The following is a 13,618-nucleotide window of genomic DNA, read 5'->3' as shown; positions in this document are numbered from 1 at the left end:
CGAACGTTTTTGGGAAAGGGTGCCGTCGCGGGGGCGGACTCAGTCATGCAGGAAATGGGCAGTCTTGCTGTCCAGATGATCAGCCAGACCGCTGGCACCACCCTGACTCAAAGCCCCGCCGAAATCGGCGCGCTGGGCAGCAACCTGACTGATATGAGCGTTAAGCAGGACGTCGGTGATCCGCCAGCCGGACGTGCCATTCGTCATGATGTAGTCGATCGGCGTGACATCACCCCCATCCGTGCCACCGATCGTCGTATCAACAATCAGGCCGCCGGTCGGGTTAGGGCGCGTCTGCGGATTGATCCTAAAGGCGGCTTGGGCTTCAGGTTTGAACGAAGAGGCGTAGCGGGCAATCGTGAACTGGCGGAAAGATCCCAGAAGACGGGTCCGGTCAGAAGGGCTAAGGTTGTTGTAACGCACGCCAACCGAGCGACGGAGAATTGCTTCGAGGTCGAAGGCACGATCTACGGCCGGGGCGATCATCGTCGCACGCTGCTGTGCGGTCTTTCCCGTCTTCTGGGCCGCTTTCAGGGCGTCATAAAGGGCCGAAACCGGCGATACCGCAGATGCCGCATCAACCGGAGAGGCTGCGCCAGCCGTCTGGGCCAAGGCAGCCGGAGAAAGCGCCGTCATGGCAACAGACCCCGTCAGGAGGCAGACGGACAGAAGGGACAGGGTCACTTTCGGGGGAAAACGGCAAATCATGATCGTGCTTTCGTCCTGTAGACAATTCCGTGCGTAGAGATCAGGTTCAGGACACGCTGTATCAAGTTCTCTGCAACAAGTTCTGGTATCCATAGATCGATCTGTGCTCGATTAGCCACAGCCCTGATGCGAAATATGCCGCCTGACATTGAGGCGAACACGACAATGGGTCTATAGGCAGTCAATCTAATGCTCGATGGTCCTTCATGTTTCTTGGTTTCCAGAACCGAAACAAGGAAGACAGCCACGAGCCATCCACGATGTGCAAGGCCCCGGGCGCCCTATGGACGCACCTTCCGGTGGCTAGAACCAGAGGATTATAATGGCCGTTCCTTTGATGCAGGCTGTCCGAGTCGGACGGTACGTTGTCAAGCAGCACCTCACGGGCCGCAAGCGATATCCGCTGGTCCTGATGCTCGAACCGCTGTTCCGCTGCAACCTGGCATGCGCCGGTTGCGGCAAGATCGACTACCCTGCGCAGATCCTGAACCAGCGTCTTAGCCTTCAGGAATGTCTGGATGCCGACACGGAAGCCGGCGCTCCTGTCATCGCCATCGCCGGTGGTGAGCCTCTCCTGCACAAGGAAATGCCTCAGATCGTCAAAGGTTTGATCGGGCGAAAAAAATACGTCTATCTGTGCACGAACGGCCTGCTGCTTGAAAAAAAGCTCGACGATTACGAACCGTCCCCGTTCTTCTCTTGGGACGTGCATCTGGATGGCGACCAGCTCATGCATGACGCCTCTGTCTGCCAGGAAGGCGTTTTCGAACGTGCGACCGCAGCGATCCGTCTTGCGAAGTCCCGTGGTTTCCGCGTCTCCATCAACTGCACCCTGTTCGACGGTGCTGTTCCGGAACGCGTTGCGGCCTTCTTCGACGAAGTCATGGCCATGGGCGTGGACGGCATCATGACCGCTCCGGGCTATGCCTATGAGCGCGCACCGGATCAGGCACACTTCCTGAACCGACAGAAAACGAAGCAGCTGTTCCGCGACATCTTCCGCCTTGGCAAGGGCAAGAAATGGCGCTTCACGCAGTCGCCACTGTTTCTGAACTTCCTGGCCGGCAACGAGAATTATCACTGCACGCCCTGGGGCAAGCCGCTTCGCACGGTCTTCGGCTGGCAGCGTCCATGCTATCTGCTCGGCGAAGGCTATGCCAAGACCTTCAAGGAGCTGATGGACGATACGGCCTGGGAGCAATACGGCACCGGCGCTTACGAAAAATGCGCCGACTGCATGGTGCATTCCGGCTACGAGTCCACGGCCGTCATGGACGCCGTCGCGCGTCCTTGGCATATCGCGAAAGTAGCTTTGTTCGGACCGGAAACCGAAAAGCCGATGGTCCCGGAAATCTCGCTCGCCAACCAGCGCCCGGCCGAATACGGCTACGAGGAGCAGGTCCAGCAGCAGATGGAGCGAATCTCCACGGGCGCCAAACCGGCCCGTGGCCCCCGCGTCCGCGTGAATGGCCGTCCAGCCAACACGGTTTCGGATGTGGCTGACGCAGCAGACTGAGGACCCGTTTCTCCCCTAGGGACGAAGCAGAAACCGGCTCTTCGCGAGCCGGTTTTTTTATGGAGAAAGTCTTTCCTCCGCGGGGACAAAATCAAGGACATGCCATCCGCCAGTCGTCCTGTTATGGTTATGTCTTCATTATTCTGGCCGGATCATGCTGACCCCTATCCTCGTTATCTGTCTGCTCATTTTCCTCAATGCCGTGTTTGCCATGGGAGAAATGGCACTCATCTCGGCAAAACGACCACGGCTGGACGTGCTGGCCAAGCAGGGTATCCGGGGGGCCACGACCGCAATCCGACTGGCAGAAGATCCGCACAGCTTCCTGCCAACCGTGCAGGTGGGCATGACACTAGTTTCCATCCTTGAAGGCACGTTTGGCGGTAGCCAGATGGAAAGTACCGTCACGGCATGGATTGCCAACATTCCCTCGCTTCGTCCGATTGCGAGCGAAATCTCGATCGTTCTGGTCGTAGCGATGATCACCTTCGCTATGCTGGTTTTCGGTGAACTCATCCCAAAACAGATCGCATTGCAGCAGCCCGAAGCCATTGCCTCACGGCTGGCATGGCTACTGGTCGGCGTGGCCCGGATCGCACAACCGATTGTCTGGCTACTCAGCGGCACGTCTTCACTGGTGCTCCGCCTGCTCCATGTCGGCCCTCTGACACGCGCAGCAGTAACAGAGGAAGAACTGAAAGCCGTTCTGGCCGAAGGTGCTCGCGCCGGCGTTCTCGAAACCGACGAGCAGGCCATGATCGAGCGCCTTCTGCGTCTGGCAGACCGCCCGGTCCGGGCCATCATGACCCCTCGTAACGAGCTTTTCTGGATCGACAGACATGCGGATCAGGAAACGCTGACCCGCAAACTACGCCAATCTTCTTACGCCCGGATTGTCGTCTGTGAGGGAGACGTCGATCATCCCGTCGGGGTCATTCTGGCCAAGGACATCATGGACCGGCTGCTGCTGAAGCTTCCAGTTTCCGTCGATGCTGTCCTGCGTGAACCCCCGGTCATCCCGGACAGTCTCAGTGCCCAGGACATGATCGAACGCATGCGCGGGGTCAATCTTGGCATTACTTTCGTTCTGGACGAATACGGTTCCTTCGAGGGCATCGTAACGCCCTCAGACGTTTTTGAAGCCATTGTCGGCGAGGAAAAAACCGAATCCTCGTCTTCAGAACTTCAGGTGACCGAAGGCGAAGATGAATATATTTTCGATGGCTTCATGCCAGCGGATGAACTGCGCTCCCGTCTTGATCTGCCGGAACTGCCGGGCGCGGGCGGATATCATACCCTCGGCGGCGTGATACTGGCCCTTCTGCGGCGCGTTCCAGCCCGGGGAGACAAGGTGGCGTTCGGGGGCTGGCTATTTGAGGTTTTGGAAATGGATCGCCGACGCGTCGGAAGGGTCAAAGTCAGTCATCAGGTTCTCGCTGAAGACTAAGTCTAAAATTCAGACTTTGTTTACAAACAAGGCCACCCTGTCTGTCACAGGGGCATAGCCGCCCTGATTACCGTAATTCTGCGGCTGAGCCGTCATCGGCGTGGATGTCAGCAGTTCGATGACGCGCTTCTGGGCTTTAATGGCCCTTTGCAGAAGCTCGCCATTGCGATTGCCTAGTGCCGTCATCTGCTCCAGCAGATCGCGGTAGGGAGAGGCTGGCGCGTCTTCCCGCGCAACCGCCTCATCGTCCTCAGGGCAGCACAGACACAAATTCTCCCTGCGGCCATTGGCCTCAGAAACTTCCTGCTCCAGCGTTCTGGCTGCGTCCTGCTTTTCCGGAAGAAGAGCCAGAGCGTCTGGAATCCGTGCTTCTTCCAGTGCAGAGTTTTCCGCTTCGAGAATGGCGATCAGCCGCTGCATGGCCGGAATAATGGAAGCGCTCATTTCTGCTCCTGCATAGCTAGCATCTGACGATCAATCGCGTCCGTCAGGCCTATTCCACCGTTATTTTCCATCTGCTTGGCAATTTGTTCCACCAGCATGGGCCGGAACTGCTTTTCCCCTGCCCCGCCACTGAACATGCTGTCGCTCTCTTCAGCCGTGGCGAACATGGGCTGAAGCATCTGGTTGATCGCCATCGACTCGAAACTCTGCGCCGACTTCAGGGTCTTGGCTGGATCTGCCTTCTGCCCGTGCAGTGGTAATCCCTGCGATACCGTGGCGGTGGTCGAGAATACTGTCATCAACGCATCTCCAGTTCTGCTTGCAGGGCGCCATCGGCCTTGATGGCCTGCAGAATGCTGATCATGTCTCTTGGCCCTACTCCGAGCGCATTTAACCCTGAAACAAGCTCCCGGAGCGTGGTGCCCCCCGGAACGACCGCAAGATGATGGGTCTTGCCCGTATCCACCTTGACGTTTGTGCGGGGCACGACGGCCGTCTGCCCGCCGGAGAATGGCCCCGGCTGAGAGACCTGGGGCGTCTCCGTCACCTGAACCGTCAAATTGCCCTGTGCCACCGCCACCGTACTGATCCGGACGTCTGCCCCCATGATGATAGTGCCACTGGCTTCGTCTACGACCACCTTGGCCGGTGTATCCGGAGTGACCAGAAGGTCTCCGATTCGGGAGAGCGTAGAGACCGGATCATGATTGCTCAGATCCAGCAGGACTGTCCGTGGATCCTGAACGATCGCAATCGGCCCGAAGCTCCGGTTTATGATGGCCGCAATCCGACTCGCCGTCGTGAAATCGGGGTTACGCAGACTCAGATGCAGGTTCGAACGATGGCTAAGGTCAAAAGGGACTTCCCGTTCGACGATACCACCATTGGCGATATGCCCGCTGGTGGGCACGTTGCGGGTAATGGATGCAGCAGCCCCACGAGCGGAAAAGGCATTGGTCGCCAGAGAGCCCTGAGCAACAGCATAGACTTCACCATCAGCGGCCATCAGGGGGGTCACCAGAAGCGTTCCGCCCGTCAAGGAGGACGCGTCACCCGCAGCCGAGACCGTCACATCGATCCGGTTACCCCCATGAACGAATGCCGGAAGGTCGGCTGTCACCATGACAGCAGCCACATCATGCGTCTGGAGTTGGGTTTCCTGATCGCGGATGTTAACGCCCAGACGGTTCAGCATGGAAATCAGGGTTTCACGAGTAAAAATCGTATTGGTCAACCGGTCGCCCGTCCCGTTCAGCCCCACCACCAGACCGTATCCGATCAACTGGTTGCTCCGAACACCTTCCATGTCCGTGATATCCTTGATGCGAACGCTAGCAGCCAGAGTAAAGCCCGGCAGGAAAAGCAGTCCGACACAAACAAACGCAGTCAGTCGCTGTGTCAGGGTCCGGAAGGGGAACGAAGATTGCGTGAAAAAGCGCATGGGCGGCGGTGTGTATCCTGATGCCTGCAAGAGAGGTCTGGAGGTTTCAGGTGTTGAGGATGGGCGTACAGGGTAAAGAAACCCCTAACAGGGACGCAGATTTCCGGGCTTTCCGACAAACGGGTAAAGCATGTTCGGGGTTGGCGGATGCGGCTGGGATGGCTATAAGCCGCGCGTTATCGCCTGCGCCTGTTGGAAGCGGACGTTGGCAGATCAGCCAGGATTGGATGTGCATGATTACGCTGCCGCCGGATTATAGACCCTCCGACAATGAAGAGTTCATGAACCCGCTTCAGGTCGAGTACTTCAGACAGAAGCTTCTGCGCTGGCGTCTGGATCTACTGAAAGAGGCGGATGGAACCCTTGCGAGTCTCTCGGAAGGCGGAATTCATGAATCAGACATTACCGACCGCGCCAGCGTCGAAACTGACCGGGCTTTCGAACTTCGCACCCGTGACCGTGCGCGCAAGTTGATCGCCAAGATCAACATGGCCCTCGAACGCATCGACGACGGAAGCTACGGTTTCTGCGAAGAGACGGGAGAGCCGATCGGCCTGAAACGCCTTGAAGCACGTCCTATCGCGACCCTATCCATCGACGCACAGGAACGCCACGAGCGCATGGAAAAGGTCCATCGGGACGATTAAGGCTTGCACTTGGCGCGCTGACCCGTTACGAAGCGCGCCAAGGCAACGGTATGCTGCTGTAGCTCAGTGGTAGAGCACTCCCTTGGTAAGGGAGAGGTCGACAGTTCAATCCTGTCCAGCAGCACCATTTTTCCTTGTTTTTCAGAGACTTAAGATTTCAGCTTGTCTCATTTACCCCTAACTTAGTGTTAGCATAGGGGCAGAAAACAAGGCTTTTGCGCGTGGATAAGCATAGTTCTAGCGTAGTTTCCGCACCATATAATGTGTTCAAACAGACCGGCTCTGCTAACTGGTCTGTTCGGTTCTCAATTCCCGGTCAGGGACAAATCCGAAAATCGCTAGGAACGAGAGACCGTCACGAAGCGGAAAAGCTTGCTCAGAGATTCTATTATGAATCGCTTCTGAAAGCTGAGAGCGGTTTGAACGTCCGTGCGAAATCCATCTCACGCATCATCCAAGATTACATTGCTCATATGGAAGCGCGTGTTGCTCAAGCCCGTTTGCCTAAAAATGTAGCAGTTCAGAACACAGCCATTCTCACACGGTATGTCGATGGGTTCTTTGGCGAACACAATCCTAACTTTATTTCTAGTAAGTCCGTGGATGCCTATCTCTCATGGCGTTCTGACTACTGGATTTCAGGACCAGGCAAAGACATTCAGTTCATCACATACGAACGAAATGGGAAAACCATCACTTCCCCAATCACCCAAAAGAAGCGAGTGCGCCCTACTCCCGCGACGTTGAATCGTGAACGTGCTGCTTTGAATGGGTTCTTTCAGTTCTGCTTCGATTCGCAGTACATCAAATCAATCCCTGAAATCCGAACTGCCAAGGTGGGCTACACAGCGCGTCCTGGCTTCTCATGTGAGGAATACAAACGCCTTAGGGAGTACGCCTTCGCACAATTCACAGAGGACAATCTGAATCCTGCCGTGAAGTACGATCGTATTCTGTTCAGTTGCTACATCCAGACCATCGCCATGACAGGCATGAGACCCACAGAAGTGAAAAACATGAAGTGGGGTGACGTTCTGGGATTGAAGTTTAATGACAAGGGAAGGCCATACGCACACGACGTACATCTGAGAGTGTATGGGAAAGCGAAATCACGCGAACTGATCCCGCACAGAGAAGTTAAAGACGCTATCGTTTGGTTGTATCGAACTTATCAGGAACTCGCTTCCTTCTCGCCTGACAGGAACGATCCGCTGTTCCTTCATCAAGACAAAACCCCATTCAAATCCTTCTCAGGACAGTTCACACGCGCACTGGAAGCATGTGACCTTGTGAGAGATTATCGTGGGGTTAAACGAACGCCTTACAGCTTGAGGCACTTCTATATAACTGAGCAGCTTAAGAATGGCGTTGATGCGTACATCTTGGCAAGGAACACAGGGACGAGTGTGCAAATGTTAGAAGCACACTACGACCACAACACAAATGAGAAATACAAGGACATGTTACGCCCTAAACGGAGTTAGTCCTTAGAGATATATGGGGTCGTCTTGAGATAAGGCCCCATTATTTCTGGAAGCTTTTTTTGATAAAACTCCGTTAAGTATAATTGATCTTTACGAATAAGGTCCTCAAAAGGCTTAAATTCAGAAGAAGAATCTCTAGCCATATCAGCGAAAATAGTTTCGACCTCTGGAAGGCGGGTTCTTTTTTGTCTGATAATTTTAATATTCTTCTCTATATTGAAAATAATTTTTCTAGTTTTGTCAAGGACGCTACACACATCATCCCCAAAGAGAAAACGTGACTGCTCTCCGAGTGAAATTAACTTTCGACGGTTCTCATAGAATTCTTCTTCATATTTCTCAGACTCTTTCCATTTTTCTTGGTCAATAAGTTCAAAATCCCCACAACTTTTGTGTTTGTAACTTTTCCTCTCAGAAGACCAGAGGGCAATGTTTAAAAAGACTTCATAGGTTTCAAACCTCTTCTCAAATAGTTCTAATCGATGCTTATCTTCGGCAATTTCTTTCTGAGACTTCGAAATTATGTGCTGCTGATAAGCAATGTATGCTGTAATCGCCCCCAATATGGCAGTAGGTACGGCTTTCAAGATAACATCTTGACTACATCCACTTAAAAACACATCTATTCCGTAAGTTACGAACCCTAATGCGACAGAGAAAAGACAACACCATATTGGGTAATCCCTTATGGTTTTTTTAATTTTTTCAATCATTTAAGGCCCTATAGACTGACATGCGGGAGATATTCAGCTTCTTAGCTATGTCAGTGACAGAAACACCCTCAGATTTCATCTTTTGAATGTCCTGTGATTGAGCCATAGCTGTTGGCTTTCTTCCACGATATTTGCCTTGTTCCTTTGCCTTGGCAATTCCTTCTTGCTGTCTTTCTTTCATAAGTGCGCGTTCAAACTCAGCGATTGCGCCAAGCATGGTCAGCATCAGCTTCGAAGTCGCGTTGCGTGTGTCTAACTGAGCACCACCCATAGACAGGATGACAAGTGAGCATCCTTTCTGTTCGAGCAGTTCGATGATTTCCAGCAGGTGTTGTGTGTTTCTGGCGAGTCTGTCTGGCTTGGTGACATACAGAACGTCGCCTTGTCTGAGGTTATCCAGAAGTTTGGTGAGTTCAGGTCTGTCTCTCTGTGTGCCTGACACCTGTTCAGAATACACGCGCTCACATCCCTGCCCTGTCAGTTCGTCAATCTGCGCGTGAAGCCCGTTCTGTTGGTCATGTGTGGAAGTGCGTGCGTATCCGAAAATCATGTTCGTTTGTCACTTTGAAATCTTAGACATACAGAACATAATGTCACAAAATTATGAAAGCGAGTCTAAAGTGACAGATTTATGTGTGCGCTCGTTTGTCACACATGGGCAAGCCCTAAAGTGACGATCAAACTCGTATATAAAACTTCTTCTGACATGTGCTTGCTCACCTGAGCGCACTAACAAATAGACAGAGGCTGCGCCTCAAAAACTTCTACTTTTAAGTCCTATATAGAAACACAAAAAGTGTAACTTTTCGTTACATATATCCCTTCAATCAATGATGAAGCCCCGATAAAGGGGCGTAATCCAAGTTACTCTGACCAGCCATACTTCTGCGTACATGTTTCAATGGATGCGTACTGTCGGATCAATCCTTCAGTCTCCCTCTGCATGTCAGGACCGCTTCGATAATTCATTAAGACAAACGGTAGAATTTCATCCGACTTTTCCCAGAACGTCATTTTTCTAACTAATTCAGCCAGTTCGTTATGTCCTTTGGATTGCAAGAACCTCTCTTTGGCTTCCTCGCTCTTCCTATTTCGCAAACCCGCCCGCGTTTCTGTCTTATTGATTGCAGTCAGTGCAGGATTGATAACGCGTTCATAGATTTTCTTTTTGTGTGAAGTTTGCCCCTGCTTCGCCTCAGCCATCTGATCAGAGATTTTCACTTCTTTGCTTATGAGCGCCTTGATCGGGTTAAAAACCGTTCCTGTGTGCCTATAGGTTTTGATCTTGGTGCCAACCTTATGGTTTGGCAGAAAGAATTTTGAAGCAGCATTGAATTTGCTTGAATCAAACGGGCCAGGCTCATTCTCGGCAGCTTTGAACCCTAAATTCCCGATACTCTTGTTAATCCATTTTGTGAGCAGTTCATGCGCCTCACATGTGATGACCTGCGTCATAGGAAGCACCACACGGAAGTTACCTGCCCCCGAGTATGTCTCGTACATAAAGAATGACCAGTTCTGCTTCTTGAACCAAGCAGCACACTCAGAAAACGAAATGTCTTCACCTGTTTTTGACGTATCCTTATCGAACATAAGACACGTATAACCCGCGTTGTTCGCTTCACCGTATTGCTTGATAAGACCTGTCTTAGGATTTAACAAAGCCTCTGTATTGATAAGGGCACACCATGCCAATCTATCTTCTGTGTACTTATCATTTGAGGTGAAGGAACTCTCTTTTTCAAAGAAATCTAGAATGTCTTCTGGATTCTCGAAATCAAGCACTTTTGAAACTTGCGTTGTGACAGTCTTATCAAGAAGGTTAATTCTAAACCTACTTTCTCCGTCGATCATAAAATTTGAAAATTCTTCACATTCTTTGATAATAATCTTTTTTGCCGACTTCTTTAACTCAGTCATTTCCTTTGTTTGCTTATGCTCTTTTCTCTGCCCCCCTGAAGTTTTTTCTTCATACAAGTACATATGATCTTCAAGAGACTTAACACGCTCATCTGGGATACCAAGCACCTCTTGCAAGTAGGCAGCAGAACGGCGGTCAGGAACTGTAATTACACGGAATGAGTCATCATTCATGTTGCGAATAGAGGTACGACATACAGCTTGATAAGTGCTTGAAAACAAGAAACTTCTATCAATGTCCTCATACGAGATCCCGAATCTATCGAACAAAAAGTCAGACTGGGTATCTCTGTAGTTCAAAGATGCTGCAAAAGTTATGTGATGTACGTCTTGGTACTCATTTAATCCATGAACATACGAACTTATAATCTCAACATTTTGTGGTATTTTAATACTCCTCAATAGATCGCTATCACCGTCAATCATATCCTTATTCAAAACGAGTAGGGTTTTATCATCTTGAATATTCATTCTAGAAACATCTAGAATATTTTGAATTATTGTTTTCCCATTTTTACACAGATTTGTACGTTTGCTCTTTGAAAAATCTCTTTCCATACAATATCGAATATGTGTGTTTGTTGTGTTCTTATGTTCCGAATAACGAACTTTTAGTTCCTTTTCTTCAAAATGAACTCCTTGTTTTTGAAAAATATGAAACAAGTCAGATTCAATGAATTTAGCTGATAGGAAATGAACATATTTGAAGCCACTAAAAATGGTTGGCTGCATGTAGTGGTGCGCCGTGAAAGCGACATTGTTTTTTGAATTCTTTTTGTTCTTTAGAAACTTACTCCATAAGTCTTTTCTAATTTCACACTTAAAGTCATCATCAAGAAGTTTATCAAACAGGCCACGCAACTTATCATTGACTTCATCTTCACCTTCTTTTGTGAGGAAGATTTGAATATCCACATCATCCTTAGGTACAAGTCGAAAAAAATCTTCATGCTGAGATTCTTCAGTGATGATATGGTCTGTGATGAGGTTAGCATTAGTGCTTAAAGAAAGTTGAAACTGGCCAAAGACATTTTGTGGCGTCTCGTCAAATATGACTACGTAATGGGCTTTAGCTTCAGGCCTCATTTTCCGAATTATGTTAAAAAAAGAAGCGTGAGTAACAAGGAGTACGTCTTCAGCTTTTGGGGTACGTTGAGCCCCCATGTAAGCGTTTAATCTGGCTGCTACAGTAGTTTCTTTCTTTCCGTGCTTATCAACAGGAATATGGTCTTCATCGATGACCTGCGGGGCCATACCAAGTGATTTTAGGGCTGCTTCGGACTCAATAAGATTCTGTTTTTTTGGCTGAACCAGAATAGCCCTACCTCTGAACTTATATTTGTTTTTTGCGATAGAACGAATGACAGTATGAGTTTTTCCTGAACCGCATAATGCTGATGTGTATTTCATATGGATAATTTTTTCCTTTTCAAATCTTGATATAAAAAAAGCCAGTAAGTTTTTGGCAACTCACTGGCTTTGTGCTGATTTGAAAGGGAATTTACATTTCCTGTTTTTATTTATCATCAGCACAGCCTGTCTCTGAACTGCCAAAATAGAACTAACTGCTCATTTCTATTTATCTCATGAGATAACGCGTGCGCAAAAAACTTCTACTTTTAAGTCCTATATAGAAACACAAAAAGTGTAACTTTTCGTTACAAACTCGTTTATGGTGAAGCCCCGATAAAGGGGCGTAACTCTTAACGCTGACCAGCTGACTTCTGTTTTTGTGCTTCCAGCAAAAACGGCAGAATAGCCTTATGCTCGACAATATATTGAAGAAGCATCTCAACGGCTTCTGAGAGTGTCACACCCGCTTTCTCACATACGTCCATGACAACCTGCTTCTCCTCATCAGAAACGAAGCAAACAAGCCCACTGTCATCGTCCATCTGTTTTGCCATGGCTTCATCAATCATCATCTGAGCACGAGCGATAATCGCCTGATCACCTGACGCCAGTGCGTCCTGCATAAGGGATTGCCGCTCTTCCTCAGATTCTAAGAGATAGGATACATCCACAGGGGTTAGCTTTAGTTTCTCAGCCATCTACACCTTCTCCTGAGAAAAAAGTTATATCAAATCCAGCTAACAGAAAAAAATGACTAGGGTGTGCGTTTGCGCCTGAAGATCAAAAGCTTTGACCCCACAAGGGGGTGTCTAGCACATAACGATTCTAGGACTTGAAATTCTAGCATAGTCCTAGCATATTTGGCCTGTTGAGATTTTATGTTTCTGTTTTTACACGGATTTTTGGCTGCATAAATTCCTTGGTAAGGGAGAGGTCGACAGTTCAATCCTGTCCAGCAGCACCAGCTTACTTCACAAAAAATTATTTAAGCAGAAAAATTTTTTGTGCCATCTACCCCAGCAATATTGGGCTTTCCACAGCCCTCACCCCAGAAAAAAAACGACTGCGTAGCTCTTAACCTAGAGAGGTAGTCTCCTTCGTTTAGTGCTACAGTCGGGCGTGCCTAATTTTTCATTAGAAAAGTTCGCTGCGGCTCACCACCGTACCTGGGCTCAGGCTCCATTGATTTGATTGTGGAAATCTGAATCAGGCTCTGTGAGGAGACTGAAGGTTAGCGATCTGTTTTGACTGACGGATGAACAGCTGGAGCTGTCTGTGGCCGTTCTTTCCCAAGAAGCCATGGCAAATCTCGCGTTGATGACTGCCGCGTGCTGAGCGGTATTATTTTCGTGAGCCGTAATGGTCTGCGTTGAGGTGAAATTCATTTTCATGCGGGTCGTGGATAGTTTGTCTGCTGTAAAGGCCGATCCTCAGACCACTATGATTGATGCGACGTCTCTCAAGACGCACCGCACGGCTGCCAGCCTGCGCTGAAAAAGGAGAACCCAGGCGATCGCACCAAAGGGGACATGAACACCAAACTGCATGTCGGTCACCGATCAGAACGGACGACCGTTGAGCCTTTTCATGACAGTTAGACAAGGTCAGTGATGACACCGGTGCCGGTGCCTCGGCTCTGCTGGACAGCCTTCCCATGACACAGTGGTTGCTGACGGATCGAGATTATGATGCCGGCTGCTTCAGGGATGCCCTGGAGGCAAAAGGAATCAGGCACTGCATTCCAGGACGTAAATCTCTCGAGAAACCAGTCAAATACGACAGGCGGAAATATAAACGCCACAATCGTATCAAGATCATGTTCAGGCGCCTTAAGGACCAGCGGCGTGTCGCAACACGCCGCCATATGTCCGAATGCCTTCTTCTCGGCAATCTGCTTCGCTACAACCGTTCTGTTCTGCCTATGAGGCCTGAACCTAATGGAAGG

Annotated in this window: 12 protein-coding genes, 1 tRNA gene and 1 pseudogene; 6 read left to right on the top strand and 8 right to left on the bottom strand. The window is 50.0% G+C overall.

The window, feature by feature from the left end; genetic code table 11:
• Positions 1 to 39: 39 nt before the first annotated feature.
• The gene (locus tag GSP01_RS03475; RefSeq protein ID WP_141350766.1) at positions 40 to 708 is read right to left on the bottom strand and encodes an ABC transporter substrate-binding protein; all 669 of its coding nucleotides are present in this window, start codon (positions 706 to 708) and stop codon (positions 40 to 42) included.
• Positions 709 to 1,030: 322 nt separating this feature from the next.
• Between GSP01_RS03475 and hpnH the strand changes: the two genes are divergently transcribed.
• On the top strand, positions 1,031 to 2,224 hold the full coding sequence (gene hpnH / locus GSP01_RS03470) for an adenosyl-hopene transferase HpnH (protein ID WP_011252194.1): 1,194 nt from the start codon (positions 1,031 to 1,033) through the stop codon (positions 2,222 to 2,224).
• Positions 2,225 to 2,378: 154 nt separating this feature from the next.
• Positions 2,379 to 3,671 (top strand): hemolysin family protein, encoded by a 1,293-nt coding sequence (locus GSP01_RS03465; RefSeq protein ID WP_141350764.1) that lies wholly within the window; start codon positions 2,379 to 2,381, stop codon positions 3,669 to 3,671.
• Between the two features lie 9 nt (positions 3,672 to 3,680).
• Here GSP01_RS03465 and GSP01_RS03460 read toward each other — a convergent pair whose 3' ends face one another.
• From GSP01_RS03460 to GSP01_RS03450, 3 genes are read right to left on the bottom strand one after another with little or no spacing between them, the layout of a single operon-like run.
• The gene (locus GSP01_RS03460) at positions 3,681 to 4,115 is read right to left on the bottom strand and encodes a flagellar protein FlgN (protein WP_141350762.1); all 435 of its coding nucleotides are present in this window, start codon (positions 4,113 to 4,115) and stop codon (positions 3,681 to 3,683) included.
• Positions 4,112 to 4,414 (bottom strand): rod-binding protein, encoded by a 303-nt coding sequence (locus GSP01_RS03455; RefSeq protein ID WP_174787533.1) that lies wholly within the window; start codon positions 4,412 to 4,414, stop codon positions 4,112 to 4,114. The genes GSP01_RS03460 and GSP01_RS03455 overlap by 4 nt, the downstream gene beginning before the upstream one ends.
• Positions 4,414 to 5,556 carry a flagellar basal body P-ring protein FlgI gene (locus GSP01_RS03450; RefSeq protein WP_141350760.1) on the bottom strand — a complete coding sequence of 381 codons (1,143 nt, stop codon included), beginning with the start codon at positions 5,554 to 5,556 and terminating at the stop codon, positions 4,414 to 4,416. Before GSP01_RS03450 ends, GSP01_RS03455 begins: the two co-directional genes overlap by 1 nt.
• A 233-nt stretch (positions 5,557 to 5,789) precedes the next feature.
• Here GSP01_RS03450 and dksA point away from each other — a divergent pair, with 233 nt between their 5' ends.
• From dksA to GSP01_RS03435, 3 genes are all read left to right on the top strand, one after another.
• On the top strand, positions 5,790 to 6,203 hold the full coding sequence (gene dksA / locus GSP01_RS03445) for an RNA polymerase-binding protein DksA (RefSeq protein ID WP_141350758.1): 414 nt from the start codon (positions 5,790 to 5,792) through the stop codon (positions 6,201 to 6,203).
• 52 nt (positions 6,204 to 6,255) lie between these two features.
• Positions 6,256 to 6,330 (top strand) — tRNA-Thr (locus GSP01_RS03440).
• A gap of 136 nt (positions 6,331 to 6,466) precedes the next feature.
• On the top strand, positions 6,467 to 7,687 hold the full coding sequence (locus tag GSP01_RS03435; RefSeq protein WP_255320857.1) for a tyrosine-type recombinase/integrase: 1,221 nt from the start codon (positions 6,467 to 6,469) through the stop codon (positions 7,685 to 7,687).
• Here GSP01_RS03435 and GSP01_RS03430 read toward each other — a convergent pair.
• The 4 genes from GSP01_RS03430 to GSP01_RS03415 form a co-directional block, all read right to left on the bottom strand.
• Positions 7,684 to 8,400 carry a hypothetical protein gene (locus tag GSP01_RS03430; protein ID WP_141350754.1) on the bottom strand — a complete coding sequence of 239 codons (717 nt, stop codon included), beginning with the start codon at positions 8,398 to 8,400 and terminating at the stop codon, positions 7,684 to 7,686. The two genes, GSP01_RS03435 and GSP01_RS03430, sit on opposite strands and share 4 nt — an antisense overlap.
• Positions 8,393 to 8,950, bottom strand: a complete 558-nt coding sequence (locus GSP01_RS03425; RefSeq protein WP_141350752.1) for a recombinase family protein — start codon at positions 8,948 to 8,950, stop codon at positions 8,393 to 8,395. Before GSP01_RS03425 ends, GSP01_RS03430 begins: the two co-directional genes overlap by 8 nt.
• Before the next feature lie 314 nt (positions 8,951 to 9,264).
• Positions 9,265 to 11,730, bottom strand: a complete 2,466-nt coding sequence (locus GSP01_RS03420) for a hypothetical protein (protein WP_228123737.1) — start codon at positions 11,728 to 11,730, stop codon at positions 9,265 to 9,267.
• Positions 11,731 to 12,023: 293 nt separating this feature from the next.
• Positions 12,024 to 12,371 (bottom strand): type II toxin-antitoxin system RelB/DinJ family antitoxin, encoded by a 348-nt coding sequence (locus GSP01_RS03415; RefSeq protein ID WP_141350750.1) that lies wholly within the window; start codon positions 12,369 to 12,371, stop codon positions 12,024 to 12,026.
• 550 nt (positions 12,372 to 12,921) lie between these two features.
• On the opposite strand from GSP01_RS03415, the pseudogene GSP01_RS03410 reads away from it, so the two are divergent.
• Positions 12,922 to 13,598 (top strand): annotated as a pseudogene (locus tag GSP01_RS03410) (IS5 family transposase).
• The last annotated feature ends 20 nt before the right edge of the window (positions 13,599 to 13,618 follow it).

It is taken from the genome of Gluconobacter sphaericus NBRC 12467 (assembly GCF_006539125.1).
GTDB classification, from domain to species: Bacteria; Pseudomonadota; Alphaproteobacteria; order Acetobacterales; family Acetobacteraceae; genus Gluconobacter; species Gluconobacter sphaericus.
Note: the sequence above shows the minus strand (reverse complement) of the source record. Positions and strands in the feature narration are given on the sequence as shown.